Annotated in this window: 23 protein-coding genes; 13 read left to right on the forward strand and 10 right to left on the reverse strand. The window is 62.4% G+C overall.

The features are described 5' to 3' along the window. Positions 1–53 precede the first annotated feature (53 nt). Positions 54–1,178: an IS481 family transposase gene (locus ACM530_RS28550; RefSeq protein ID WP_416363742.1), complete on the forward strand. Its 1,125-nt coding sequence runs from the start codon at positions 54–56 to the stop codon at positions 1,176–1,178. Between the two features lie 191 nt (positions 1,179–1,369). On the opposite strand, the gene ACM530_RS28555 is transcribed toward ACM530_RS28550, so the two are convergent. Together ACM530_RS28555 and ACM530_RS28560 are read right to left on the reverse strand one after the other, a co-directional pair. After that, on the reverse strand, positions 1,370–2,164 hold the full coding sequence (locus ACM530_RS28555; protein WP_416363785.1) for a class II aldolase/adducin family protein: 795 nt from the start codon (positions 2,162–2,164) through the stop codon (positions 1,370–1,372). A 124-nt stretch (positions 2,165–2,288) separates the two neighbouring features. Beyond that, entirely contained in the window at positions 2,289–3,194 is a 906-nt protein-coding gene (locus ACM530_RS28560) for a LysR family transcriptional regulator (RefSeq protein ID WP_124417080.1), read from the reverse strand. Positions 3,195–3,419: 225 nt separating this feature from the next. Between ACM530_RS28560 and ACM530_RS28565 the strand changes: the two genes are divergently transcribed. The 7 genes from ACM530_RS28565 (at position 3,420) to ACM530_RS28595 (ending at position 10,439) form a co-directional block, all read left to right on the forward strand. Further along, positions 3,420–4,031, forward strand: coding sequence for a cysteine dioxygenase (locus ACM530_RS28565; protein ID WP_262207699.1), 612 nt, complete (start codon positions 3,420–3,422; stop codon positions 4,029–4,031). Next, complete coding sequence (locus ACM530_RS28570; protein WP_416363788.1) at positions 4,028–5,611, forward strand: rhodanese homology domain-containing protein; 1,584 nt, start codon at positions 4,028–4,030, stop codon at positions 5,609–5,611. Before ACM530_RS28565 ends, ACM530_RS28570 begins: the two co-directional genes overlap by 4 nt. A 99-nt stretch (positions 5,612–5,710) precedes the next feature. Beyond that, complete coding sequence (locus ACM530_RS28575; RefSeq protein ID WP_416363790.1) at positions 5,711–6,685, forward strand: ABC transporter substrate-binding protein; 975 nt, start codon at positions 5,711–5,713, stop codon at positions 6,683–6,685. Between the two features lie 14 nt (positions 6,686–6,699). After that, positions 6,700–8,064 (forward strand): LLM class flavin-dependent oxidoreductase, encoded by a 1,365-nt coding sequence (locus ACM530_RS28580; RefSeq protein WP_416363791.1) that lies wholly within the window; start codon positions 6,700–6,702, stop codon positions 8,062–8,064. After that, a complete protein-coding gene (locus tag ACM530_RS28585) occupies positions 8,061–8,186 on the forward strand; it encodes a hypothetical protein (protein ID WP_416363792.1) in 126 nt (41 codons plus the stop codon). The genes ACM530_RS28580 and ACM530_RS28585 overlap by 4 nt, the downstream gene beginning before the upstream one ends. A 119-nt stretch (positions 8,187–8,305) precedes the next feature. Beyond that, positions 8,306–9,478 (forward strand): acyl-CoA dehydrogenase family protein, encoded by a 1,173-nt coding sequence (locus ACM530_RS28590; protein WP_416363793.1) that lies wholly within the window; start codon positions 8,306–8,308, stop codon positions 9,476–9,478. Between the two features lie 13 nt (positions 9,479–9,491). Beyond that, on the forward strand, positions 9,492–10,439 hold the full coding sequence (locus ACM530_RS28595; RefSeq protein ID WP_416363794.1) for a D-isomer specific 2-hydroxyacid dehydrogenase family protein: 948 nt from the start codon (positions 9,492–9,494) through the stop codon (positions 10,437–10,439). Positions 10,440–10,574: 135 nt separating this feature from the next. Here ACM530_RS28595 and ACM530_RS28600 read toward each other — a convergent pair whose 3' ends face one another. From ACM530_RS28600 to ACM530_RS28620, 5 genes are all read right to left on the reverse strand, one after another. After that, positions 10,575–11,462: a LysR family transcriptional regulator gene (locus ACM530_RS28600; RefSeq protein ID WP_416363795.1), complete on the reverse strand. Its 888-nt coding sequence runs from the start codon at positions 11,460–11,462 to the stop codon at positions 10,575–10,577. 119 nt (positions 11,463–11,581) lie between these two features. Continuing rightward, on the reverse strand, positions 11,582–12,199 hold the full coding sequence (ycaC, locus tag ACM530_RS28605) for an isochorismate family cysteine hydrolase YcaC (RefSeq protein WP_145166221.1): 618 nt from the start codon (positions 12,197–12,199) through the stop codon (positions 11,582–11,584). Between the two features lie 35 nt (positions 12,200–12,234). Further along, positions 12,235–14,073 carry an amidohydrolase gene (locus ACM530_RS28610; protein WP_416363796.1) on the reverse strand — a complete coding sequence of 613 codons (1,839 nt, stop codon included), beginning with the start codon at positions 14,071–14,073 and terminating at the stop codon, positions 12,235–12,237. Then, positions 14,070–14,660, reverse strand: coding sequence for an antibiotic biosynthesis monooxygenase (locus ACM530_RS28615; RefSeq protein ID WP_416363797.1), 591 nt, complete (start codon positions 14,658–14,660; stop codon positions 14,070–14,072). Before ACM530_RS28615 ends, ACM530_RS28610 begins: the two co-directional genes overlap by 4 nt. A gap of 1,172 nt (positions 14,661–15,832) precedes the next feature. Beyond that, positions 15,833–16,741, reverse strand: coding sequence for a LysR substrate-binding domain-containing protein (locus ACM530_RS28620; RefSeq protein ID WP_416363798.1), 909 nt, complete (start codon positions 16,739–16,741; stop codon positions 15,833–15,835). 204 nt (positions 16,742–16,945) lie between these two features. Between ACM530_RS28620 and ACM530_RS28625 the strand changes: the two genes are divergently transcribed. Then, entirely contained in the window at positions 16,946–17,344 is a 399-nt protein-coding gene (locus ACM530_RS28625; protein ID WP_145163655.1) for a helix-turn-helix domain-containing protein, read from the forward strand. Positions 17,345–17,402: 58 nt separating this feature from the next. Beyond that, positions 17,403–20,165: an ATP-binding protein gene (locus tag ACM530_RS28630; protein WP_416363799.1), complete on the forward strand. Its 2,763-nt coding sequence runs from the start codon at positions 17,403–17,405 to the stop codon at positions 20,163–20,165. Here ACM530_RS28630 and ACM530_RS28635 read toward each other — a convergent pair. Further along, complete coding sequence (locus ACM530_RS28635) at positions 20,112–21,611, reverse strand: ATP-binding protein (RefSeq protein ID WP_416363800.1); 1,500 nt, start codon at positions 21,609–21,611, stop codon at positions 20,112–20,114. The two genes, ACM530_RS28630 and ACM530_RS28635, sit on opposite strands and share 54 nt — an antisense overlap. Positions 21,612–21,706: 95 nt before the next feature. After that, positions 21,707–22,657, reverse strand: a complete 951-nt coding sequence (locus tag ACM530_RS28640) for a GlxA family transcriptional regulator (RefSeq protein ID WP_416363801.1) — start codon at positions 22,655–22,657, stop codon at positions 21,707–21,709. 180 nt (positions 22,658–22,837) lie between these two features. On the opposite strand from ACM530_RS28640, the gene ACM530_RS28645 reads away from it, so the two are divergent. Beyond that, a complete protein-coding gene (locus tag ACM530_RS28645; RefSeq protein WP_416363802.1) occupies positions 22,838–23,560 on the forward strand; it encodes a pirin family protein in 723 nt (240 codons plus the stop codon). A 147-nt stretch (positions 23,561–23,707) separates the two neighbouring features. Continuing rightward, the gene (locus tag ACM530_RS28650) at positions 23,708–23,977 is read left to right on the forward strand and encodes a hypothetical protein (RefSeq protein WP_416363803.1); all 270 of its coding nucleotides are present in this window, start codon (positions 23,708–23,710) and stop codon (positions 23,975–23,977) included. A 62-nt stretch (positions 23,978–24,039) separates the two neighbouring features. Here the strand turns inward: ACM530_RS28650 and ACM530_RS28655 are convergent, their stop codons facing one another. Then, complete coding sequence (locus ACM530_RS28655; RefSeq protein ID WP_262207748.1) at positions 24,040–25,038, reverse strand: quinone oxidoreductase family protein; 999 nt, start codon at positions 25,036–25,038, stop codon at positions 24,040–24,042. Positions 25,039–25,140: 102 nt separating this feature from the next. Here ACM530_RS28655 and ACM530_RS28660 point away from each other — a divergent pair, with 102 nt between their 5' ends. After that, positions 25,141–26,004 carry a LysR family transcriptional regulator gene (locus ACM530_RS28660; RefSeq protein ID WP_416363804.1) on the forward strand — a complete coding sequence of 288 codons (864 nt, stop codon included), beginning with the start codon at positions 25,141–25,143 and terminating at the stop codon, positions 26,002–26,004. The last annotated feature ends 217 nt before the right edge of the window (positions 26,005–26,221 follow it).

Below are 26,221 nucleotides of genomic sequence, written 5' to 3' on the forward strand. Positions count from 1 at the left end.
GTGCGGGGACATGGTGGACACTTTTGGCGAGCCAACTTCGCCGGAAAGCCATCATGCCCTGGGACACGAGAGATGCCATGAGCCTGAAAGAAGAGTTCATTGCCTTAGCACGGCAACCCGGCAGCAATAAACGAGAGCTGTGTCGGCGGTTCGGCATCAGCCCGCAAACGGCCTATAAGTGGTTGAAACGCTATGAAATGCATGGGCAGTCCGGGCTGCAAGAGAAATCCCGAAAACCTGCGACTAGCCCAAAGCTAACCGCGCCAGCTTTGGAGGCGCAGGTCATAGCGCTTAGGCAAGCACATCCCGCTTGGGGCGGACGCACAATCAGCAGCCTTTTGAAAAAGCAGATTGCTCCTAGCACCGTCACCAATGTTTTGCACCGATGCGGGCTGATTCAGCTTGTTCAGAAGGAACAAGAAGCAAAGCTGAGATTTGAACACGATGCACCTAACGATCTTTGGCAGATGGATTTCAAAGGGCACTTCCCGACACAAGAAGGCCGATGCCATCCCCTGACGTTGTTGGACGATCACTCACGATTCAATTTGGCGATTCAAGCTTGTGATAACGAGCGTGGAATCACGGTGAAGGAAAAGATGATCGAGGTATTTCAGCGCTTTGGGTTACCGGCTCGCATCAACGTTGACAATGGACCGCCATGGGGCTCGCCACGCAACCCTGGAGAAATCACAGAACTAAGTATCTGGTTGATTCGCTTGGGGATCAGGATCAGCTTCAGTCGTCCTTACCACCCTCAAACCAATGGAAAGATTGAGCGTTTTCATCGTTCACTCAAAGCGGAGGTGCTTGATGGGCGTCAATTCTCCACGATCAAGGATGCTCAAACAGCGTTTGATCAATGGCGTGAGGTCTATAACTTAAAACGCCCTCACCAAGCACTGGATTACAAGGTGCCTATGGACCGGTACCGAGCAAGCCCTTGGGCTTATCCGCAGCAGCTATCGGAATTTGAATATGGGCCGGATGATGTGCTGGCCAAGGTTTATCACAGCCGATTTCGCTTTCAGAAACGTTATTTCAGCATCGCCAAGGGGCTGGTTGGGCAGCACATTGCCGTTCGACCCAACCCTGAAAGTGACGGGCTCTTTGACGTCTACTTCTGCCACCACTTCCTACGAACGATCGACATGAGCAAACCTGACTATGGTTCATAATGTGTCAACCATGTCCCCGCACATGTGTCCACCATGTGTCCGGTCCGTACAGGGCGTTTGCCAAAAGTGACCCGCTGTAAGAGCGGAACCGCCAGCCGCCGTTACCGCAGCAACGGATATGCCCCCAATCTACCTAAACACCCCCCTTCACAAACAAACCAGCCCCCCAACCCCCCACTCCGCCGCCAACGTCAGTTTTTATACTCGGTATCCGTACGCTCCAACTGCCGAACCAACGCATTCCAATGCCGCGCCACACCCGGCCCGGCCCCGTTGCTGAACACCTTGGCCTGCTCTTCAACCTTGGCCACCACCTCCGCCGGCGGGAAGATCAACTCCGCACTGCCGCCCGCCTGCGCCGCCACCTGGATATTGCACGCACGCTCCAGCCCCTGCAGTTGCTGAAACGCATGCTCAACGCTCACCCCCGCCGTCAACAACCCATGGTTACGCAAAATCATCACACTCTTGTCCCCCAGGTCCGCCACCAACCGCTCACGCTCGTCCAGGTCCAGCGCCACGCCTTCATAGCCGTGGTACGCGATACGCCCGGAGAACGCGATGGAATGCTGGGAAATCGGCAACAGACCGTCCTTCTGCGCCGACACCGCAATACCGTCACGGGTATGCGTGTGCAGCACCGCTTGCAGGTCATGCCGCGCGCCGTGAATGGCGCTGTGAATCACATAGCCTGCGTAATTGATGCCCAGGCCCGTAGGGTCGTCGACAATCGTGCCGTCAAGGTCAACCTTGACCAGGTTGGACGCGCTGATTTCATCGAACAACAAGCCAAAGGCATTGATCAGGAAATGCTCATCCGGACCCGGCACGCGGGCCGAGAAGTGCGTGTAGATGTGATCGGTCCACTTGTACAACGCCGCCAGCCGATAGGCCGCAGCCAGTTTGACGCGCACCTCCCACTCTTCAGGCGACACGCGCTGGCGGACGTTGCTGGAAACGCTGGATAGAGAGGTGACGCTGCTCATGGCAAAACTTCCTGGATGGCCTTAAGGACTTCCAGGCAGCCTAGGGGATGCCGAAAAATAATAAAAAGCACATTTTAATCTAAGCTAATTATTATTTTTTTTTATAAAAAACCGCATTCCCCGCTCAGGCCGCGTTGCGGATCTTGTGCAGCGAGTCCGCGACCAGCTTGCCGAATGCATCCACTGGCCCCTGCAGGTTGCCGAGAAAATGCGGATAGATCAGCCACAAATCCATCACCGGCTTGAAATCCTTGAGCGGCATGACCGCCAGCTGCTCACGGTGAGCGCTGCGCTCCAGCAAAGGCCGCGGCACCAGCCCCAGGCCCAAACCGTCGGCCACCAGCCCCAATTGCAACTCGGTGCCGAAGGTTTCCAGGTTCACCCGCAATGCCAACCCCTGATCAGACAAGGTGCGCTGCAAGCCGGCGCGGAAACCGCAGCCATCCGGGTTCAGAATCCAGCCGTTCTGGTACACATCGGCCAACTTGCACGGCTTCTTCGGCAACTGCGCCTTGGCACACACCACCACCAACTCCATCTTGCCGATGGACTCACCGACGATGTTGTCCGGGAAAATCTTGCCCGCCGGAAACAGCGCCACCGCCGCGTCCAGTTCACCGCGCTCGATCTTGCCGACCAGTTGGCTGCCCCAACCCGTGGCGACCTGGGTGCGCAGGTCGGCGTATTCGGTGCGCAGGTGCTTGAGCGCATCGAGCAGCACCACGTCGCCAATGGTCTGCGGCACGCCCAGGCGCAATACGCCAGTGGGCGGCGCATCGGTGGCCACCAGTTCGCGCAGGGCATCCATTTCACGCAGGATCAGCCGGCATTGTTCATAAACGCGCGTACCGATCAGCGTAGGCTTGAGGGGCTTGGTGTTGCGGTCGAACAGCTCCACGCCCAGCGCCTGCTCGAAGTTCTGCACACGGCGGGTAATGGCCGGCTGGGTCAGTTGCAACGACTCGGCGGCATGGCTGATGGACTGGCAACGAATCACTTCGACAAAGGCATCGATATCGTCAATTTTCATTTGGGCCGCACATAGAGAACAGTCATTAAGATGTGTGCGAAGCATAGTTGCAGGAACGCTGCATGGATAGTCCACGCTGTGATCGATAACGTCTAACGCTATGCAGACCGGTTCTAAATTACCTAAAGCTATAAGCTAATCATTAAAAAATAGCATATTAACTATAAACATTATGCTTATATAAACCCATCACACCCTCCCCGTTAAAGCAGCGATGGAAGTGCCATGACCCAGGCCCGACACCCCGAGAGACTCAGAGCCTTTATAGGCGCCCTGGCGGAATTGATCGACGGCAATCCACGCGAAGGCGACCTGCTGCACCGTGGCGGCAAGCTCTTGGCGCAACTGGTCAGCCACGATGACTGGCTGCCCGACGAATACGCCCAACCCGACCCCGCGCGTTACCAGCAATTTCTGCTGCATGCCGATTCGCGCCAGCGCTTTTGCATCGTCAGCTTTGTGTGGGGGCCGGGGCAAAGTACGCCGATTCATGACCACCGGGTGTGGGGCTTGATCGGCATGCTGCGCGGCTCGGAATTTTCCCAGGGCTTTGAACGCGCACCCGACGGCCGCCTCGTTGCCGAGGGCAAGCCGATTCAGCTGGTGCCGGGTCAGGTCGAGGCCGTGTCGCCCAAGGTCGGCGATATCCATCAGGTCAGCAATGCCCACAGCGACCAGGTGTCGATCAGCATTCATGTGTACGGCGCCAATATCGGTGCGGTACGCCGCGCGGTGTATCAGCCCGACGGCAGCGAGAAACTGTTTATCTCCGGTTATTCCAACGCCTACCTCCCGAACATCTGGGATGTGTCCAAAGAAAAGAGCCCTGCCCTATGACCACCGTATCGAACCGCAGCTTCGCCCAGATCCGTCAGGCCCTGTTGGACCGTGAAGAAGTCGCCCTGGTCGATGTGCGCGAAGAAGCGCCGTTTGCCGAGTCGCACCCGCTGTTCGCTGCAAATATCCCGCTGTCCAAACTGGAGCTTGAGGTGTACGCGCGCATTCCACGCCGCGATACCCAGGTCACCGTCTACGACAACGGTGAAGCGCTGGCGCAGCGTGCAGCCGAGCGCCTGGTTGCGCTGGGCTACACCCAGGTCGGCCTGCTTGAAGGTGGGTTGGACGGTTGGCGCCGTGCCGGTGGTGAGCTGTTTATCGACGTCAATGTGCCGAGCAAGGCGTTTGGCGAGCTGGTCGAAAGCGAGCGCCATACACCGTCCCTGGCCGCCGAAGAAGTCCAGGCCCTGCTCGACAACCAAGCCGACGTGGTGGTGCTCGACGCGCGTCGCTTCGACGAATACCAGACCATGAGCATCCCCACCGGCATCAGCGTGCCCGGTGCCGAGCTGGTGCTGCGCGCCCGTGAACTGGCGCCGGACCCGTCCACACGCATCATCGTCAACTGCGCCGGGCGCACGCGCAGCATTATTGGCACTCAATCGCTGATCAACGCTGGCATCGCCAACCCGGTGTCGGCGCTGCGTAACGGCACCATCGGCTGGACGCTGGCCGGGCAGAAACTCGCCCACGGCCAGTCGCGGCGCTTTGCGCCAACCCGCGAAGAACACCGCCAGATCGCCGCCCGGGACGCGCGCCGCGTGGCCGATAAAGCTCGCGTCGGCCGCGCCACCCTGGCTGACCTGCAACACTGGCAGCAGGAACCGCACCGCACCACGTACCTGTTCGATGTGCGCACCCCGGAAGAATTCGAAGCCGGCCACCTGCCCGGCGCACGCTCCACGCCCGGCGGCCAGCTGGTGCAGGAAACCGATCACGTCGCCAGCGTGCGCGGTGCGCGTCTGGTGCTGGCGGATGACGACGGCGTGCGCGCCAATATGTCCGCCTCCTGGCTCGCGCAACTGGGCTGGGAAGTGCATGTGCTCGACGACCTGCAAACGGCGCATTTCAGCGAAACCGGTGCCTGGGTAGCCCCGGTGCCGGCGCCGCAGCAAGCCGAGTTGATCAGCCCGCACACCCTGGCGCAGTGGCTCGCCCACGGCGACACGGCGGTGCTGGATTTCACCCCGAGCGTCAATTACGTCAAGCGCCACATCCCCGGCGCCCACTGGGCACTGCGGGCGAAATTGCCCGAAGCGCTGACCAAAGTGCCGCCTGCCGAACGTTATGTACTGACCTGCGGCACCAGCCAGCTGGCGCGCCTGGCGGTGGCCGAAGTCGAGGCGCTGACCGGCAAGCCGGTGTTCCTGCTGCAAGGCGGCACCACCCACTGGATCGCCGAGCAACTGCCGCTGGAAACCGGTGAAACCCACCTGGCCTCACCGCGTATCGACCGCTACCGCCGACCCTACGAAGGCACCGACAGCCCCAAGGAAGCCATGCAGGCGTACCTGGATTGGGAGTTCGGCCTGGTCGACCAGTTGGCCCGCGACGGCACCCATGGTTTCTATGTGATCTGAGCCACCTTCACGCCTGCCCCAAACCGGGGCAGGCCGCACCGACCCCTTTCCTGGCGGAGGTAACCCACCCCTTTTCGAACTGTCTGGAATCTACCGCTCATGACCTTTACCCCTGCGTTCAAACGCCTGCTGCTGGGCACCGCCCTCGCCTTTGGCCTGCTCACCACCGCCCAGGCCGCCGACCTGCAACCGCTGCGCGTGGCCAATCAGAAATCCACCATCAAGGCCCTGCTGGAAGCCTCGGGCGAAACCCAAAACGTCCCCTACATCATCCAATGGTCGGAATTCCCCTCCGCCTCGCCGTTGGGCGAAGCCCTGAATGCCGGCGCCGTGGATGTCGGTGCGCTCGGTGACGCGCCGTATGTGTTTGCTCTGGGTGCCGGCGCCTCGCTCAAAGTGGTCAGCATCATCCACGCCGAAGGGCGCAACACCACCGCCCTGGTGGTGCCCAAGGATTCACCGATCAAGACGGTGGCCGACCTCAAGGGCAAGAAAATCGTCACCGGGCGCGGTTCCATCGGCCACTACCTGGCGATCAAGGCCCTGGCCAGCGCCGGGCTGACCACCAAGGATGTGCAATTCATTTTCCTGCTGCCCGCCGAATCGCGGCTGGTGCTCGATAACGGCACCGTCGACGCCTGGGCCACGTGGGACCCGTACACCACGGTGGTCACCTCACAAAGCCAGGCCAGGGTGCTGGTCAGCGGCAACCAGCTGCTGAGCAACCACCTGTATTTTGCGGCCACCCACCAGGCCATCAGCGAAAAACGCGCGCAACTGGACGACTTTGTCGCCCGCGTCGATCGCGCTTATGCGTGGGCCAATGCGCACCCCAATGAATACGCTGCCGCCCAATCGAAAATCACCGGCCTGCCGTTGGCGGTGCACGTCGAGGTGGCCAAAGACACTCATCTAAGCCCCGTGGTAATCGACGACAGCGTGATCAGCGGCCTGCAAGCCACGGCCGACACCTATCAGAAGGAAGGCCTGCTGCCCAAGCACATCGACGTGTCGCAAGGTTTCGACAAGAGCTTTAACGCCGAGCGTTTTCCCACTTCCCAAGCATCGCGCTAAGCAAGGAGCGACACATGAGCAAGCCAGGTCAATTGCAGCCACGCCATTTGAAGCTGGGCGCCATGGTGCACGGCGTCGGTCACGGCTGGGGCGAATGGCGTCACCCGCAGGCGCAACCGAATGCCAGCACGAATTTTGCTTTCTACCAGCAGCAGACTGAGTTGGCCGAAGGCGCCAAATTCGATTTCGTGTTCATCGCCGACAGCCTGCATATCCACGCCAAATCCAGCCCGCATTACCTCAATCGCTTTGAGCCATTGACCATTCTCTCGGCCCTCGCCGCGCTGACCACGAACATCGGCCTGGTCGCCACGGTGACGGTCAGCTACACCGAGCCTTATCAGGTGGCACGCCAGTTCGCCTCGCTGGACCACATCAGTGGCGGCCGCGCCGGTTGGAACGTGGTCACCTCATGGCTCAGCGGTACCGCCGACAACTTCGGCAAGGCCGAGCACCCACCGCATGCCGTGCGCTACCGCATCGCCAAGGAGCACTTGAACGTGGTCAAGGGCCTGTGGGATTCCTGGGAAGACGATGCCTTTGCCTACAACAAGCAAAGCGGCGAGTTTTTTACCCCGCAAAAGCTGCACGCGCTGAACCACACAGGCGAGTTTTTCTCGGTCAAAGGCCCGCTCAACATCGCGCGTTCGCGCCAGGGCCAGCCGGCGATTTTCCAGGCCGGCACCTCGGAGGATGGGCGCAACTTTGCGGCGCAAAACGCCGATGCGATTTTCGTGCACGTCGAGAACATTGAAGAAGGCAAAGCCTACAGCGCCGATTTGAAGCGCCGCGCCAAAGGCTTCGGGCGTGACGCCAGTAGCCTGTCGATCCTGCCGGGTATCCGCCCGATTGTCGGGCGTGACGCCGCCGAGGTGGAAAGCCGCTATCAGCAGGCCGTGGACCTGGTCACCGTGGAAGATGCGATTGTCGCCCTCGGCCGCCCGTTCAACGACCACGACTTCAGCCAATACCCGCTGGACGACCCCTTCCCAGAACTCGGCGACCTGGGCGCCAACAGCCAGAAAGGCGGCTCCGAGCGCATCAAACAATTGGCCAAGGACGAAGGCCTGACCCTGCGCGAAGTGGCCCTGCGTTTCTCGCGGCCCAAACGCGATTTTGTCGGTACCCCGGAGCAAGTCGCCGATGCGATCCAGACCTGGTTCGAAACCGGCGCCAGCGATGGTTTCATCATCAACTCGGTGCTGCCGGACGGCTTGCAGTACTTCACCGAGCTGGTGGTGCCGGTGCTGCAACAGCGCGGCTTGTTCCGTACCGAATACACCGGCCACACCCTGCGCGACAACCTCGGGCTGGACGTGCCGGTCAACCGTTACAGCGTCGCCACCGAGGTCGAAGAGCAACAGGAGGCGCTGGCATGAGGGAGTCCCTCAACCGTCAATTAGCTGATCTGCATGCCGAACGTGTGGCCACCTGGGCGCCGGCGGCGTTGCAGGTGGTGGAGCGCTTGTTGGGCCAACAGCCTGTGCGTATCGCTATCTAAGACCACAATTTCCATGTGGGAGCGGGCTTGCTCGCGAAAGCGGTGTGTCAGGAAACCTATTCATTAACTGAACCACCGCATTCGCGAGCAAGCCCGCTCCCACATTTTTGACCGAGTACATGCTCATGACGTCCCAACCGTCCTTACGCTCCGTGGAAGTCGCCAACTTCGAAGCCCTGCTCGAACGCCTCAGCGCCGAGCTGGCAAGCACTGCGCACCTGTACGACGCCAGCGGCGCCTTCCCCCACGGTAACTTCACGCTGTTGCATGACCACGGCCTGGTCGCCCTCACCGTGCCCAAGGCCTTGGGCGGCGGCGGTGCCAGCTTGCCCCAGGCGCGCAAGGCGATCAGCGCGATTGCCAAGGGCGAGCCCTCCACCGCGCTGATCCTGGTGATGCAGTACCTGCAACACACGCGCTTGCAAGACAGCAAAACCTGGCCCCAGCACTTGCGCGTGCAAGTCGCCGAAGACGCAGTGCGCAACGGCGCGCTGATCAATGCGTTGCGTGTCGAACCCGACCTGGGCACCCCGGCGCGGGGCGGCCTGCCGGCGACCACCGCCGTGCGCACCGCCGAGGGCTGGCGCATCAGTGGGCGCAAGATTTACTCCACCGGCAGCCATGGCCTGAGCTGGTTCAGCGTATGGGCGCGCAGCGATGACGCCGACCCGCTGGTGGGCGCCTGGCTGGTGCCTAAAGACAGCCCCGGCGTGAGCATCATCGACACCTGGGATCACTTGGGCATGCGCGCCACCTGCAGCCATGAAGTGCTGCTCGACAACGTGCTGGTGCCGCTGGACCACGCCGTCAGCGTGAGCCCCTGGAGTGCGCCGCAGCCAGAGCTGGATGGCGATGGTTTCCTGTGGATGTCGGTGTTGCTGTCCTCGGTGTATGACGCCGTGGCCCAGGCCGCACGGGACTGGCTGGTGCAATGGCTGGAGGAGCGCAAGCCATCCAATCTGGGCGCAGCGCTGTCGACCTTGCCGCGTTTTCAGGAAACCGTCGGCCATATCGACACGCTGCTGTTTGCCAACCGCAGCCTGCTGGATGCCGCCGCTGAAGGCCACACACCGGCCGCGAATGCCGCGCAGTTGAAGTACCTGGTGACCGGCAACGCGATCCGCGCCGTCGAGTTGGCCATCGAAGCCTCGGGCAACCCGGGCCTGTCACGCCACAGCCCGCTGCAACGCCATTACCGCGATGTGCTGTGCAGCCGCGTGCATACCCCACAAAACGACGCCGTGCTGCAAGGCGTCGGCAACGCTGTGTTCGCCCAACGTGGCCCAAAATGAATAAGGAACGCTCATGAGTCAGGTGATTATTGCCAGCCAGCTGGACGAAGATTACAACGCGGTAATCCGCGAACGCCTCGCCTCGATTCATCCCGAAGCCCAGGTGATCGGCGTGCCTGTTGGTGTGCCGAGTGACTTGCCGCCCCAGGCCAATATCCTTTTGCTGCGCCCGATCAACGTGCGCGGCTACACCGCGCCAGAGACCCCGCCGCCGGGCTGGCCGTACGGCGCACAGTGGGTGCATCTGGTCTCGTCGGGCATCGACTTCTACCCGCAGTGGCTGTTCAACGGCCCCCCGGTGACCACCTCGCGTGGCAGCGCCGCCGACAACCTCGCCGAGTTCGCCCTGGCGGCGATCTTTGCCGCGTCCAAGCATTTGCCGGCTATCTGGGTGAAGGATGCCCAGTGGAATTTCACGCCATTGCGTCCGCTCAAGGGCACGACCCTGGGCATTCTCGGCTTTGGCGCGATTGGTAAAAGCCTTGCGCAAAAGGCGTTGGCACTCGGCATCAACGTGGTTGCGTTGCGTCAAAGCCATGCCTCTTTTGACGTGGACGGCGTCGAAGCTGCGCGGGATATCCACGACCTGTTCGCCCGTGCCGACCATCTGGTACTGGCGGCGCCGCTGACCGAGCGCACGCGGCATATAGTCAACCGCGATGTGCTCGGCAGCGCCAAGCCGGGGTTGCACCTGATCAACATCGCGCGCGGTGGCTTGCTTGATCAGGAGGCGTTGTTGGAGGCGCTGGACAACGGGCAGATCGGCCTGGCGTCGCTGGACGTGACCGAGCCGGAACCGCTGCCGGATGGGCACCCGTTGTACAGCCATCCACGGGTGAGGTTGTCGCCGCATACCTCGGCGATTTCGACCAACAGCCAAGAGGAGATTGCCGATACGTTTCTGGCGAATCTTGAGCGTTACGTGCAGGGCTCGACGCTGGCCAACCTCGTCGATCTCTGAGCCGAACCAAAATCAAAATGTGGGAGCTGGCTTGCCTGCGATAGCGGTGGTTCAGTTGGCATAGTTTCAACTGATACATCGCTATCGCAGGCAAGCCAGCTCCCACATTTGATCTTCACCGGGTTCTGGAATGATTTAGCAACCACCCGCCAGGCGCTCGCGCAAGAATTCCACCAGCGCCTGCACGGGCCTGGAGCTTTGCCGGTGCTGGGGGTACACCGCCGACAGGGTCAGCGCTTCAGGGGCGAAGTCTTCCAGAAGTGTGACTAAGCGCCCGTCCTTCAGCGCCTCAGCCACGATAAACGTCGGCAGGTAAGTAACACCCAACCCCGCAATGGCCGTGTCGCGCAACAACTCGCCGTTGTTCACGCGCATGCGCCCGCTGACATTCACCGACTGCAGCTTGCCCTTGGTCTGGAAGCGCCATTGCACCTGGCGGCCATGGCCGTAGGGCAGGCAATCGTGGTCGGTCAGGTCGTCGGGCTTGAGCGGTGTGCCGCGCAGGGCCAGGTACCCGGGGCTGGCGCAATACACCCGCTCGACGCTGGCGATACGCCGCGCGATCAAGGTCGAGTCTTCAAGGGTGCCGATGCGCAACACCAGGTCGTAGCCTTCACCGATCAGGTCAACAGGCCGATCGCTGAGGTCGACTTCCACCGACACGTGCGGGTAGCGTTGCAAGAATGACGGCAACAGGCAGCCCAGGTGAGCCATGGCAAACGACAGCGGCGCACTCAGGCGCAGCGTGCCGCGCGGCTCGCTGTTCTGGCCGGCGATGCCCTGCTCCACTTGCTCGACGTCACTGAGCAGGCGCAAGGCGGATTCGTAATAACTCTGGCCCAGCGGCGTGACGTCCAGGCGGCGCGTGGAACGGTTGAGCAGGCGCACGCCCAGGCGGTCTTCCAGCTGAATCAGGCGGCGGCTGACAAATTGCTTGGACAGGCCCAGTTGCTCGGCGGCGGCGGTGAAACTGCCAGACTCCATGACCTGGCAGAACAGGCGCATGTCTTCGAAGGGGTTCATTGTCGCTTCTCGGTGGACATTTTGCTGTTTTATAACCGGTCAGTCATGGCACCACAAATCAAATGTGGGAGCCGGGCTTGCCGGCTCCCACAGGGTTCAGTGGTGTGCTGTCTGTCGGGTTACTTGGCAGTAAACGCCGAGTAGCTGTTCATCAGGTTGCGGTAGTTGGGAATGCGCGGCGACAGCAGGTTGGCCAGGCCTTCCATGTCGTTGCGCCAGTCGATCTGCAGCTCGCAGGCCACCGCGAACCAGTTCACCAGGTGCGCACCCGCTGCGCTCATGCGCGCCCACGACGCACGTTGCACGGCCTCGTTGAACGTCCCGGACGCGTCGGTCACCACAAACACCTCGAAGCCTTCAGCCAGCGCGGCCAGGGTCGGGAACGTCACGCAGACGTCGGTCACCACACCGGCGATGATCAATTGCTTGCGGCCGGTGGCCTTGACGGCCTTGACGAAATCTTCGTTGTCCCAGGCGTTGATCTGGCCAGGACGCGGGATGTACGGCGCGTCCGGGAACAGTTCTTTGAGCTCCGGCACCAGTGGGCCATTGGGGCCGGTTTCAAAGCTGGTGGTGAGGATGGTCGGCAGCTTGAAGAACTTGGCCACATCCGCCAGCGCCAGCACGTTGTTCTTGAATTCGTTGGGCGAGAAATCCTGCACCAGCGAGATCAAGCCGGTCTGGTGGTCCACCAACAGCACCACGGCGTCGTCTTTGTTCAAGCGTTTGTAAGTCATGGGGTAGCTCCTGTTTTTGATTGAGAGGGGGAGTTTTAGAAGGCAAAGCACGAGCAGCCAAACGCGCCCCAGAAACCCTGGAAATCGCTGACCGGCACGCTGGAAAGGCGCGCTTTTTCATGGCCATGGGCATGCACGCCACACGGGCCGCTGCATTGATGGACCTGGGCTTGTAACGGTGAGCTTGGGCGCCAGTGCCCCGGCACCTTGACCACCGGCGACCAGTCCGGCAGCACCGGCACGCGTGGCGGTGCGAAATCTTCGAAGTCGCCGGCGCCGTACACCACCTTGCCGCCGACCACGGTCAGCACCGACTCAATCCACTTGATGGCTTCTTCATCGACACTGAAAAAGTCCGCCGACAGCGCGGCAACGTCCGCCAACTGGCCGACCTTGATCTGGCCTTTCTTGCCCTGCTCCGACGAGAACCAGGCACTGCCGTGGGTGAACAGCTCCAACGCGGTGAGGCGCGGCAGGCCTTCGGCGTGCAGTTCCAGGCCGCCGACGGTGCGGCCGCTGACCATCCAGTACAACGAGGTCCACGGGTTATAGCTCGACACCCGCGTGGCATCGGTGCCCGCCCCGACCGGCACGCCTTCAGCCAACATGCGCTTGATCGGCGGCGTGGCTTCGGCCGCTTTGGCGCCGTAACGCTCGACAAAATATTCGCCCTGGAACGCCATGCGATCCTGGATCGCGATACCGCCGCCAAGAGCACGCACGCGCTCGATGTTGTGCGGGGTGATGGTTTCGGCGTGGTCGAAAAACCACGGCAGGCCATTGAACGGAATGTCGCGATTGACCTTCTCGAACACGTCGAGCATGCGCGAGATGGATTCGTTGTAAGTGGCATGCAAGCGGAACGGCCAGCGCTGCTCGACCAAATGGCGCACCACCGGTTCCAGTTCTTGCTCCATGCTCAGCGGCAGGTCGGGGCGCGGTTCGAGGAAATCCTCGAAGTCCGCCGCCGAAAACACCAGCATCTCGCCGGCGCCGTTGTGACGCAGGTAGTCATCGCCCTGGTGCAGGGTGACGCTGCCGGTCCAGTGCTTGAAGTCGCTGAGTTCTTCTTTGGGCTTTTGGGTGAACAGGTTGTAGGCGATGCGCACCGTCAGTTGTTCGTCTTTGGCCAGTTGCTCGATCACCGCGTAGTCATCGGGATAGTTCTGGAAACCACCGCCGGCATCAATGGCGCTGGTGAGGCCCAGGCGATTGAGTTCACGCATGAACTGGCGGGTCGAGTTGACCTGATATTCCAGCGGCAATTTCGGCCCCTTGGCCAGGGTTGCATAGAGGATCATCGCGTTAGGCCGCGCCACCAGCATGCCGGTGGGGTTGCCGTTGCTGTCACGCACGATCTCGCCACCCGGTGGGTTCGGCGTGTTTTTGGTATAGCCGGCCACCCGCAGGGCGGCGCGGTTGAGCAAGGCACGGTCGTACAGGTGCAGCACGAACACTGGCGTGTCCGGGGCGGCCTGATTCAGCTCTTCCAGGGTCGGCATGCGTTTTTCGGCGAACTGGAATTCGTTCCAGCCACCGACTACGCGCACCCATTGCGGCGTGGGCGTGCGGTCCGCCTGATCCTTGAGCATGCGCAGCGCATCGGCCAGGGACGGCACGCCTTCCCAGCGCAGTTCGAGGTTGTAGTTCAGCCCGCCACGGATCAGGTGCAGGTGCGAGTCGTTGAGGCCGGGGATGACGGTGCGGCCCTTGAGGTCGATGACCTGCGTGCCACTGCCACGCAACGCCATGGCTTGGGCGTCGGTGCCGACCGCGACGAAGCGGCCCTGGTGAATAGCAACGGCGGTGGCGCGCGGGTTTTCACGGTCCACGGTGTGGAACTGGCCATTGAACAGAATCAGATCGGCGTTCATAGGGTTTCCTTTACAGAGGTTTCAAGCCAGGGAGCGAACAGGCGGGTGGCGGCCGGCATCAGCAGGTAGACCACCAGCAGCACGATGGTCAGGGTGACCAGGAAGGTGGCGACCACGTAGTTGGAGAGGAACGGATGCAGGCGCAACACCGGGGCCCAGATGATCGGGATCAGCAGGGTCAGCGGCAGGATGACAAACAAGGTCACCACGGCTTGTTTCCAGCGCGGTGGTTTGGCGGCGCTGTCGGCCAGGGGGGCGAACCAGAATTCGTTGACGGCACCGATTTCGGTGTTGTCGCCGTCGGCGAGCATGGGCGTGGCTTCGTTGATCAGGGCTTGGCGCTCGGGGGAGCCGAGCCAGCGTTCGAGGTCGTCGGTGGAGCGGTAGCGCAGGACGCAGGTGAACAGCGCCAGGCGGTTTTGTTTGCTGCGCACGACGTCGACGCCGAGGTGGCCAGGGCGTTCGCCGGCGATGCGCACGATGCGCCGGAGCCAGGCTTCGTAGTCGGCTTCGCGGCCGGGTTTGATCAGGTGTTTGACGACCAGGGTGACGACTTCGTCGGGGCTGGTTTTGGGTGTTGGGTCCATGGTGTTGATTCCCCCCTGGAGGGTTGTGCGATGGGGGGAGTTTGGGGGGCATTGGGGGGGTTGGAATTGGATGTATGTGCTGTTTGACGTGGCGGCCTTGGGGGAAGGTTTTTATGGAGTACATATCCGTTATTTGAGTAACGGCCGCTATGGGTTCCGCTCTTACAGCGGGTCACTTTTGAAAAGAGCCCAAAAGTAACCAAAAGGCTCTTGCCCCACCACTCGGCACCTCGCTTAGGCTCGATGTGCCCTCACTCCGGCTTGAATCCGTGGGCCGCCGTGACGGGCCATCCATGGCCCAACACGGCTAACCCGGCGTCCTGCCGGGTTACCCACGGATTCAAGCCTGCGTTCGGCCAGCGTGGTTTAACGGGGCGCCTAAGATCAACGTCAAAAGCAGATCAAGATCAAAAGCAGAGCACGGCGGCCTAGTAGCCGACCTGAGTGGTTAGATCAAAAGCGAAAGCGAGGCGGCCTGACAGCCGACCTGATTCTGGAAGCTGAACTCAATTCAATGTGGGAGCGGGCTTGCCTGCGATGGCATCAACCCGGTGTACCTGATGGACCGCGGTGCCTGCATCGCAGGCAAGCCAGCTCCCACAGAAAAGCAAAGCAGTGCGGTGCTGGCAGTTGAACTCGGTGAAATTGTGGGAGCGGGCTTGCTCGCGAAGGCGGTGTGCCAGTGACACATGAGCTGACTGATCCACCGCATTCGCGGGCAAGCCCGCTCCCACATTTGGAGCTCAGTGGATCAGATGGCTCATGTGTTGCTGTGCTTTTGCCCTGCTTTTGCTTCTACCACTCAGGTCGGCTACTAGGCCGCCGTGCTTTTGCTTTTGCTTTTGCTTTTGATCTTGCTTTTGATCTGACAGGCCCCGTCAACCACGCTGGCCGAACGCAGGCTTAAATCCGTGGGTAACCCGGCAGGACGCCGGGTTAGCCGCGTTGGGCCATGGATGGCCCGTCGCGGCGGCCCACGGATTCAAGCCTGCGTGAGGGCACACCGAGCCTAAGCGAGGTGCCGAGTGGTGGGGCAAAGACCTTTTGGTTACTTTTGGGGCGTTTGCCAAAAGTGACCCGCTGTAAGAGCGGAACCGCCAGTGGCCGTTACCGCAGCAACGGATATACACCCACCCCAACCCCCCACCTGGTCGGCCCAGAGGCCGCCACGCCTAAACCGCCCGCGACATATGCTCACTGATACGCGACCGCAGCCACCGCTCCGCCGGGTCATTATCATGCACCCCACTCCAAACCATCGACAACTCCGCCGCCTCAATCTCAAACGGCGGATCCTGCGCCCGCAACACCGTCCCCTCAGTCAACGCACAGGCCGCATAATCCGGCACCGTCGCAATAATCCGCGTGCCCGCCAACAACGCCCGCAACCCACTGAACTGCGGCACCGCCAACACCACCCGGCGCGCCCGGCCGATCCGCGCCAGGTCCAGGTCGATATTGCCGCTCAAATCCCCCGAAAACGACACCATCGCATGCGGCCGCTCGCAGTAATCATCCAGGGTCAGCGCCGCCTCCCCGTCATCCCCCCGCAGCACCTTGCACGGAATATCGCGCAGCTTCTTGCGCTTGGCATTCGCCGGTAATTCCGTGGTGTAACTCACCCCCACCGAAATCTCCCCACTGGCCAACAACGCCGACATCAACAGGTAGTTGGCCCGACGCACCACCACGATAATCCCCGGCGCCTCCTCACGCAGTTGACTGAGCAACGGCGGAAACAACCCGAACTCCGCATCATCCGACAAACCAATACGAAACACCGCGCAGCTGGTGGAAGGGTCGAAATCCTTGGCGCGGCTGACCGCGCCGGAAATGGTGTCCATGGCCGGTTGCAACTCCTTGAGTATCGCCAGCGCCCGTGGCGTGGGCTCCATGCCCCGCCCATTGCGCAACAGCAGCGGGTCGTCGAACAAATCCCGCAAGCGCCCAAGCGCCGCACTCACCGCCGGTTGGCCCATAAAGAGCTTCTCGGCCACCCGGGTCAGGTTCTTCTCGAACATCAATGCTTCGAAAATCACCAGCAGGTTCATGTCGACGCGGCGTAAGTCGTTGCGGTTCATGGCGGCTTCCAAACGGTTTTCAGGCCGCCAGATAAGCAGAGACCGCCATGCGGCGATTGCACGCCTGTGCTGTCTTTTCCGCGCCATGACCTGGCGAAATTAACAACGATTAACTCGTCAGCCAGACGGTCCGGCGCCAAAAATGAAGCGGTCTACACTGGATCCATTCACCGGGAACGCTCCCATCGACTACGGATATTTGTCATGGCCCGACTTGAGTACTGTGCTCCGCGCTTCTCCGCGACCGGCGGCCTATGCCCCCGACGCGAGCGCATTGCCAAACAACTGATCCTTGCCAACCTCGGCGAAAGCCTGGCAATTGCCGACCTGGCGCAGGCGTGCGCGCTGTCGCGCAGCCACTTCTCCCGCGCCTTCAAGTGCACCACCGGGCTGTCGCCGCAGGAGTGGATTCGCCAACAGCGTATCCAACGGGCCAAGGAACTGATCACCGGCTCCTCCTTGAGCCTCACGCAAATCAGCCTGGAATGCGGGTTTTGCGACCAGGCGCACTTCTGCCATATGTTCACGCGCAGCGAAGGCGTCAACCCGATGACCTGGCGAAACCACCACTTGCGTCACAAGCCGCACGTGATTGCGGCCTAGTGGTCTGTACGCACCTGGAATATGCTGGCCAAACCCTTTTTCCCGAGCATGGGCCACCATGAGTGACCTCAGCGACCAGGCCGTGCATTTCGGCCCCTACCGCATCCACCCGCGCCAACGCCTGGTGCTGGAGGCAGGTCGCCCATTGCGACTGGGACGGCGTGCGGTGGAGATTCTGCTGATCCTGCTGGAGCAGGCCGGCAATGTGGTGAGCAAGCAGGAACTGATCGCACGGGTCTGGCCGAAAACGGTGGTGGAAGACGGCAACCTGCGGGTGCACATGGCGGCGTTGCGCAAGGCACTCGGCGACGGCCAGGCCGGGCAGCGCTACATCGTCACCGTGGCCCAGCGCGGCTACAGTTTTGTTGCGCCACTGAGCATCGAACCCATGACGATTCCTGCCGACGGCCCGCCCCACAGCCAGGGCCATAACCTGCCACTGCGGCGCACGCGCATGATCGGTCGCCAGGCGCTGATCGATGCATTGGTGCAGCAACTCCCGCAGCAACGCTTTATCACCCTCACCGGCGCAGGCGGCATTGGCAAGACCACGGTGGCGCTGCGGGTGGCCGAATTACTGATCGGGCATTACCGCGACGGCATTCGTCTGCTGGACCTGGCACCGCTGAGCGCGCCGTCGATGATCCTGCCCAACCTCGCCGCGCTGCTCGACCTCACGCCCCAAGCACATGAGCCGCTGCTGACCTTCGCCCGCAGCCTGCACGCGCGTCAGCTGTTGCTGGTGATCGACAATTGCGAACACTTGCTCGACGACATCGCCCTGATCAGCGAAACCCTGCTGCGCCATGCGCCCCACGTGCACATCCTGGCCACCAGCCGCGAAGCGCTGCGGGCCGAAGGCGAACACGTGCAGCGCCTCGAACCGCTGGCCTGCCCGCCCGCCACCGGCAACCGTGCCCAGGCCCTCGGCTACCCGGCGTTGCAGTTGCTGATCGAACGCGCCATGTCTCATCAAGACCGTTTTGAACTCAGCGAAGCGCAACTGCCGCTGGCCATTGATATCTGCCAGCGCCTGGACGGCATTCCCCTGGCGATCGAATTGGTGGCGGCGCAGATCCAGCGCTTCGGCCTGCCGGGGCTGCTGGTGCAAATGGAAGACAACTTTCGCCTGCTGGTGCGTGGCCGGCGCAGCGCCCTGCCCCGCCAGCAAACCCTGCGCGCCACGCTGGACTGGAGTTTCGAGCTGCTGACGGCCTGCGAGCAGATTTGCCTGCGGCGCCTGGCCGTGTTTCGTGGCGGGTTCAGCCTGGCCAGCGCAGCGGCGGTGATCGCCGGGGAGCGCATCGCGCCGAACGAGGTGCTGGGCTCGATCACCCAGTTGGTGGCCAAGTCGCTGCTCAACGTCGAGGCTGGCGATGACGACGTGGTCTATCGCCTGCTCGACATCACCCGCACCTACGCGCTGGAAAAACTCAGCGTGGCCGCGGAGCTTGAGGCCACCCGCGAGCGCCACGCGGCGCGCTGCCTGGCGCTGATGGAACAGGCCCGGGAGGACTGGGAACTGATCGCGACCCAGGTGTGGATCAGCCGCTATGCCCCGCTGCGCGAAGACATTCGCGCCGCCCTCGATTGGTGCTTGGGCGAGGTGGGTGCGCACCTGTTGGGTATTCGCCTTACGGTGAGTGCGATGCCGTTGTGGCAGGAACTGTCGCTGCTGCACGAGCACGGGTTGTACGTGGGCAAGGCCCTGGCGCGGCTGGCGCAGTCAACCGCGCCGAGCCAGCGCCTGCAGATGGAATTGCAGCTGGCGCTGGGCAGTTTCTCCTACCACGCCCAGGGCAGCACCCCACAGACCATTCAAGCCTTTGCCGGCGCGCTGCGCCTGGCACAAGCGAGCAACGACCTCACCGGCCAGCTACGGGCAGTGTCGGGCCACATGGCGGTGAATTTGTGCAGCGGCAACTACCGTGAGGCGTTGGCACAGAGCCTGCACTTCGATCAGCTCGGCCCACAATCCGAGCCCTTGCTGGACCTCAGCGCCCAGCGCCTGCGGGTGCTGGCGCAACACTTTGCCGGCAACCAGGCACTGGCGCTGCACAACGCCGAACAAGTGATGCAGCGCATGGCCCACAGCGGCCATCTGAATCGGTTTACCCATGGCTTTGGCGTGCAATACGACCAGAGTGTGGCGTCGTTGACGATGCTTGCGCGCATCCTGTGGCTGCGCGGTTTTGCAGAGCGTGCCTGGCGTACCGCCAACCAGGCGCTGGAGCTGGCGTTGCAGATCAACCACGGCACCTCGATCTGCTACACGCTGGCCCTGGCCGGCGTGGTGATCGCCCGCTACAACGGCGATGGCGCTGCGGCGCGTTCGTTGCTCGACCTGTTGCTGCAACAGGCACAAAAACACTCGGTGCAGTTGTTTCACACCTGGGCGCAGCACTACGCGGGCACGGCGCCGCAGGCGGATTTGCAAGGGCTGGGCCTGGTCCGGGACACACTGGTGACGTTCAACGCCATCGACGTAGATGATGAAGTGTTTGAGCGCGCCAGAAGTGGCGCGGCCGGTTGGTGCAGCGCCGAGATTCTGCGCGTGCGGGCTGAGGCGTTACCTGACCTTCACGCGCGCGAAACGCTGCTGCTGGAGGCGCTGGCCCTGGCGCATCAGCAAGGCGCCCTGGCCTGGGAATTACGCAGCGCAATGTCGCTGGCAAGCCTATGGCAACGCCAAGGGCGGCGGCAGGCGGCGCGCGACCTGTTGAACGCCCTCTACAAGCAATTCGACGAAGGCTTTGCCACCCACGACCTAGTCTGCGTACGTCGCCTGCTCGACGAGTTGCAGGACAAACGGCCGGCCTGAACGGGAGCCCAGGTAATGCCCGTAACCCTTTTGCAATTGCGCGACTTGCAGCGGGTCGCGCAGTAGCGCCAGGGCGTAGCTGCGCACGCTGTTGAGCAGGCGGTAGCGCGCAGGGCCGGGGCCCGGCTCCACTGCCAGCATCGAGGTGGCCGCCAGACGCGACAGCAGGTAGGACAGGTCGGCGTGTTCCAGCTCGGTGCCTGCCACCAGCTCGCTCAAGCGCGGCAAGGTCACGGCCATTTTGAACAGCGCCAACTGCAGGAACAGCCAGCGCTGCGGCAGGCTCAGGCGCTGATACGACCAGTCCAATGCCGCGATCAGGGATTGGTGCCGTTCCACTGCCGTGCGCCGGCCTCGCGTCAACACCTGCAAGCCTTTTTGCAACTGCTCGTGCACACCCCGTATGCCCAGGGCATCGACCTGGGCCGCCGCCAGTTCCAGGGCCAGGGGAATACCGTCGAGGCGCCGACAGATGTCGCGCAGTGGCGCCAAATCCTGGGCCCGCAGCACAAAGCCCTGCTGACCGGCACGCACCCGCGCGACAAATAACTGGACCGCCGCAGCGGCCATCGCCTGTTCGACACCGCGCCAGGCCGAGGGCATCGGCAGCGCCAGCCTGGGCACGTGTTGCACCCATTCGCCGGGCACCTGCAAGGCTTCACGACTGGTCAACACCACCGTCACCTGCGGCGCGTGTGCCTGCAGCGTGCGCACCAGGTGGCGGCAGGCGCCGAGCAACACATCGGCGCCGTCGAGTACCAGTAACAGCTGGCGCAGCGCCAACTGCTCGGCCAATACGTTGGCGCTGCCACAGGGTTGCAGGTTCAGCGTGGCGGCCAGATGAGGCAGCAAGTGGGTCGGCCCTTGCACCGTTGCCAGATCCACCCAGCACACGCCGTCGCGATAACGCGGCAACACGCGTTCAGCCAGGGCCAGGGCCACGGTGCTCTTGCCCATACCAGCGCAGCCGGTGAGCATGATCAGCCGTTGGCTGTACAAGCGCCGCACCAGTGTGCCCAACAGCTCATCACGGCCCAGCACCGGGCTGAGTCGCACGGCCAGATTGTGCCAGGGCAGCGCCGATGCGGCGCTGGCCGGCGCAACAAAGCAGTAGCCACGCAAGGGTTCATTGAGGATATAGCGCTGCCCGTCCAGCGCACGGCGCAGGGCCGCGATGTGCACGCGCAGGTTGTTCTCTTCCACCACGCTGCTCGGCCAGACCCGGGCAATCAGCGTGTCTTTGCGCACAAATTGCCCAGGCGTCTCCAGCAGTACCGCGAGGATATCCAGCGCACGCCCACCCAGCGGCACCGGCAGGCCTGCCTTGCTGACCAGGCGCTGTTGGCGGTGAAAGGTGTAGGGGCCAAAGCTGACTGCGTGTGGGTTGTGCATGCGGGTCAAAGCGCTGGAACACCCGGCCTTGGGCGTTTGCGCATCCTTTTCCATGGGCCTGTGGCTATCTTGCCAGCTCGCCATGACAGGACAATGCTGGCACGGGGAGCGCCACGGCCAATCAGGTGCGCGAAACAGACATCCTGTCGTTAACTGAACTGTTGTCGGTATTGCGTAGGGTTCAGGCCGAGCTTTTCACTGAACAGAAAACGCATGTGCCGCACGCTGCCAAACCCGGCGCGAAACGCCACGGTCTTGAGTGGCAGGTCGGTGGTTTCCAGCAACTGCCGGGCGCGGTCGATGCGCGCGCCTTGCAGGAACGCCATGGGCGTCATCTGCACCTCCTTGGCAAACAGCCGCGTGAAGTGCCGCGCGCTCATGCCCGCCAACGCGGCCATTGAGTCGATGGTAAAGGGCTGGTCCAACTGCGCCAGCACCTGGTTCTGCACACGGGTGATCGCCGTTTCCAACGGCGCCACAGCTGCCGTCATCGGGCTGAACTGGGCCTGGCCGCCCTGGCGTTTCATCACCACCAGCAACACTTTGGCCACGTCCACCGCCACCTGTTTGCCATGGTCCTGGGCGACGACCGACAGCGCCAGGTCGATACCGGCGGTCACCCCGCCGGAGGTGATCAAGCGTCCATCCTGCAAATAAATACGATCGGTCTCAACGATAGCCTTGGGGAAGCCTTTGATCAGGCGTTCGGTGTAATGCCAGTGGGTGGTCACGCGGTGGCCGTCGAGCAGCCCGGCATGCCCCAGCACAAAGGCGCCGGTGCAGATCGAGCCAAAGCGTCGCGCCCTGGGTGCAGCGGCCTTGAGCCAAAGCAGCAGCGCAGGATGGCATTCGTTATAGGCACCGGGGCCGCCCGGCACCAGCAACAGGTCATAGGCGTCGCGGGCCTGCTCCAGTAACAGGTCGGGTTGCACCTGCACACCATTGGAGGCGCGCAGCGGGCCAGGCTCGGTGCCAATGGTCAGGATCTGATAGTGAGCGGTCGCCGGCAGGTAGCGATTGGCGATGGAAAACACTTCGAGTGGACCGGCCATATCGAGCAGCAAAAAGTCCGGAAACAGCGCCATGGCCACGGTTTTCATGCAGAGAAAGTCCATCGAGAGGGAAGTCGAGGCGACATTATGGCACGCCTTTTACTGTCAACCTCAGAGAGACAGTTATTCAAATTTCAGCTTCTTAATGAATTTCACGCTAACCATTAACCTTCTTCTCAATGCAAGAGCCCTGCATGACGCAGCCCGCTCTCACTTGAGGACAAGACCATGCTGACCCTTCGCAAAGCTTCGGACCGCGGCGCCGCCAATCACGGTTGGTTGAAGTCGTTTCACACCTTCTCGTTCGCCAATTACTGGAACCCGGCCGAGCAGGGTTTTTCTGACCTGCTGGTGATCAACGATGACCGCGTCGCCGCCGGCAAAGGCTTCGGCCAGCACCCGCACCGCGACATGGAAATTTTCTCCTATGTGCTCGAAGGCGCCCTGGAACACAAGGACACCCTGGGCACCGGCTCGGTGATTCGCCCTGGCGATGTGCAGTTGATGAGCGCTGGCAGCGGCGTGGCGCACAGTGAGTTCAACCATAGCCAACGCCAGGGCGTGCACTTCCTGCAGATCTGGATCGTGCCGAATGTGGTCGGCGCCGAGCCGCGCTATCAACAGGAGCACTTCAGCGAGGCGCAGAAACGCGGGCGCTTGCAATTGATCATCTCGCCGGAAGGTGCCGAGGGTTCGCTGAATGTGCGCCAGGATGCGCGGGTGTATGCCGGGCTGTTCGACGGCGACGAAGCCGCGACGCTGGACGTGCCGCCGGATCGCCATGTGTACATCCACGTGGCCCGAGGCAGTGTTGAAGTCAACGGCCAGCGCTTGCAGGAAGGCGATGGCGCCCGCGTGCGGGATGAACGGCAGATCAGCCTGGGCCGCGGCGAGGATGCCGAGGTGCTGGTGTTCGACCTGCGCCCTCAGGAACGGCCGCAGATGCCTTGACCGTCACCGCGATGACCCGCCCCAAAACGGGTCATCGCTGGCGTCGATAGTCACCATCAGCTCAATGAAGTTCTCTTAAAAAAACCAACGCGTAACATCAAACCCATGCCAAACGGCACCCAACTAGAACACTCGGAGCACACCACCATGAAACGCCAACTCTTGCTTAGCCTCGCTTTCTCGGTACTTGCTGCAAACGCTTTTGCTCACCCGGTTGTCGCTGAAGGCGGCGCGGATCGCCTGCAAGGTAACTCCGTAGCCGAAGGCGGTTCTGATCGTCTGCTGGACCGTCGTGTTGCTGAAGGTGGCGCGGATCGTTTGCAGGAACGCGGTCTGGCTGAAGGCGGTGCGGATCGCTTGCAGGAACGTGGCCTGGCTGAAGGCGGTGCGGATCGTCTGCAAGGGCACAACGCGTAACCCCGCACTGTTTGCGGGGCACCCCAAACCGGCCTGATCAGCCGGTTTTTTTTCGCCTGCGGTTAACGCAGGTCGCGGTCCACCCACAGTACCGCCTTGCCGATCTGCTGCCGCGCCTCGATACGGGCATGAACGTGCTGCACTGTCTCCAGGCTGTAATGCCCTTCAATGTCCACCGTCAGCGCGCCTTCCAGCATCGCCGCGAACACGGCGTTGGCACGCCGTTGCACGGTCGCGCCATCGGCCATGTGGTCAGCCAGCCGTGGGCGCGTCAAGAACAACGAGCCCGCCTCCCCCAGCTCCATCGGGTCCAGGTCTGTCAACGAGCCCGAGACATTGCCGTAGTTGACGATCAAACCACGCGTGCGACAGGCGCGAAAACTCTCACGCAAGGTGTTTTTGCCGACGCAATCAAACACCACATCCACCCCTCGCCCGCCCGTGGCTTGCAGCACCTGGTCGGCAAATCGCTCATAGGTCCAGGCTTGATGGGCGCCCTGCTGCAAGGCAATCGCACATTTCTCGACGCTGCTGGCGGTGGTCAATACCGTTGCCCCCAACCGACGCGCCATCTGCACCAGCAATTGGCCGATGCTGCCGGACGCGGCATGAACCAGGCAGGTACTGCCCGCCTGCAACCGCGCCACATCGTCAATCAGGTAGTGCGCGGTGCAGCCCTGAAACATCGCCGCAGCGGCCTGATCGAAACCGATTGCGTTCGGGATCTGCGCAATTTTCTCGACAGGCACATTCGCATACTCGGCATACGCACCCCAGGCGATGCACCAGGCCACGCGGTCGCCCACAGCCAAGTGGCTGACGCCCGGACCGACTTCGACCACCACACCGGCGCCTTCCATGCCCAGGGTGCACGGCAGGCGCACCGGGTACGTCGAAGAGTGTGCGTATTTGCCTTGGCGGGTATGAATGTCCATGAAATTGATCCCGGCGCAGGCCACCTTGACCAGCACATGCCCCGGCGTGACCTGGGGTTTTTCAACGTCGTGGCGCAATTGGGCGACTTCGGGACCGCCGTAGGCTTGCAGGGTGATGGCTTTCATCGGGAAACAACTCCGTTTGCACTGGGGAGCGGCCATGGTAAAAGGACACGCTCGGTAGGAATATTCCCCAACCCTTCCTAGCCTCTGTGCGGAAATAACCCGATGTTCGATTGGCAGGATCTGTATTACTTCACCGTTCTGGCCCGCACCCAGTCGCTGTCGGCGGCCGCCCGCGAGTTGCAGGTGGAACACGCCACCGTCGGGCGCCGCGTCGATGCGCTGGAAAAAGCCCTCGGCGTAAAACTGGTAGACCGCCTGCCACGCAGCCGGCCACTCACGGTTCAAGGCCTGGCGCTGGCCGAGCTGGCCGCAGGCATGGGCGAGATGGCCACCGACGTGCTGCGCCTGTCGCGGGTAGCCTCCATCGAACTGGCCGGCACTGTGCGAGTCAGTTGCCCGCCGTCCATCGCCAACCACTGCATCGCGCCTCACATAGCGCGGTTGCGGGCCCAGTACCCCCAGCTGAACCTGGTGCTGATACCGTCCACTCAACTGGCTGCGCTCGACAAGGGCGAGGCCGATATCGCCCTGCGCACGGTGCGCCCCGACGAAGAGGCGCTGGTGCGCCGCAAGGTCGGCGTGGTGCGCTTCGGTCTTTATGGCGCGCCCGCGTTCACGCAGCTGCCTGCTGCCCAATGGACCTTCATCGCCTACGACAGCAGCCGTGATCACCTGCCGCAACAGGCGTGGCTGCACCAACTGCGCGGCCAACGCCCGATCGTGTTTGCCGCCAGCGAGTTGATCACCCAACAGACGGCCGCGCGCGCGCACGTCGGCGCAGTGGTGTTGCCAACGTTGGTGGGCGACCATGATCCGCTGCTGGCCAGGTTGCCGACACCCGGCGACGGGCCGGTCCGCGATATCTGGCTGACGGTGTACCCGGATATACGCCGCTCGCCGTCGGTAAAGGTGGTGATGGAGTTTCTGGTGGCATGCATCGAAGGTGAAGTGCAGCTGCGGCGTTGAATCAGCCGGCGGTGGCGTTGACTCCAGCACCTGCTTGGCGCGTTCCAGGCGCAGGGTTTGCACATAGCTCTGTGCATCAGGTAGATGGGTGTCGGGTGTACTCGGTCAGAGGTGGGAGCGGGTTTGCTCGCGAAGGCGGTGGGCCAGTGACACATGAGCTGACTGTCCCACCGCATTCGCGGGCAAGCCCGCTCCCACATTTGGATCTCTGTGCATC

This window comes from Pseudomonas sp. NFX183, assembly GCF_047943075.1.
GTDB lineage: Bacteria > Pseudomonadota > Gammaproteobacteria > Pseudomonadales > Pseudomonadaceae > Aquipseudomonas.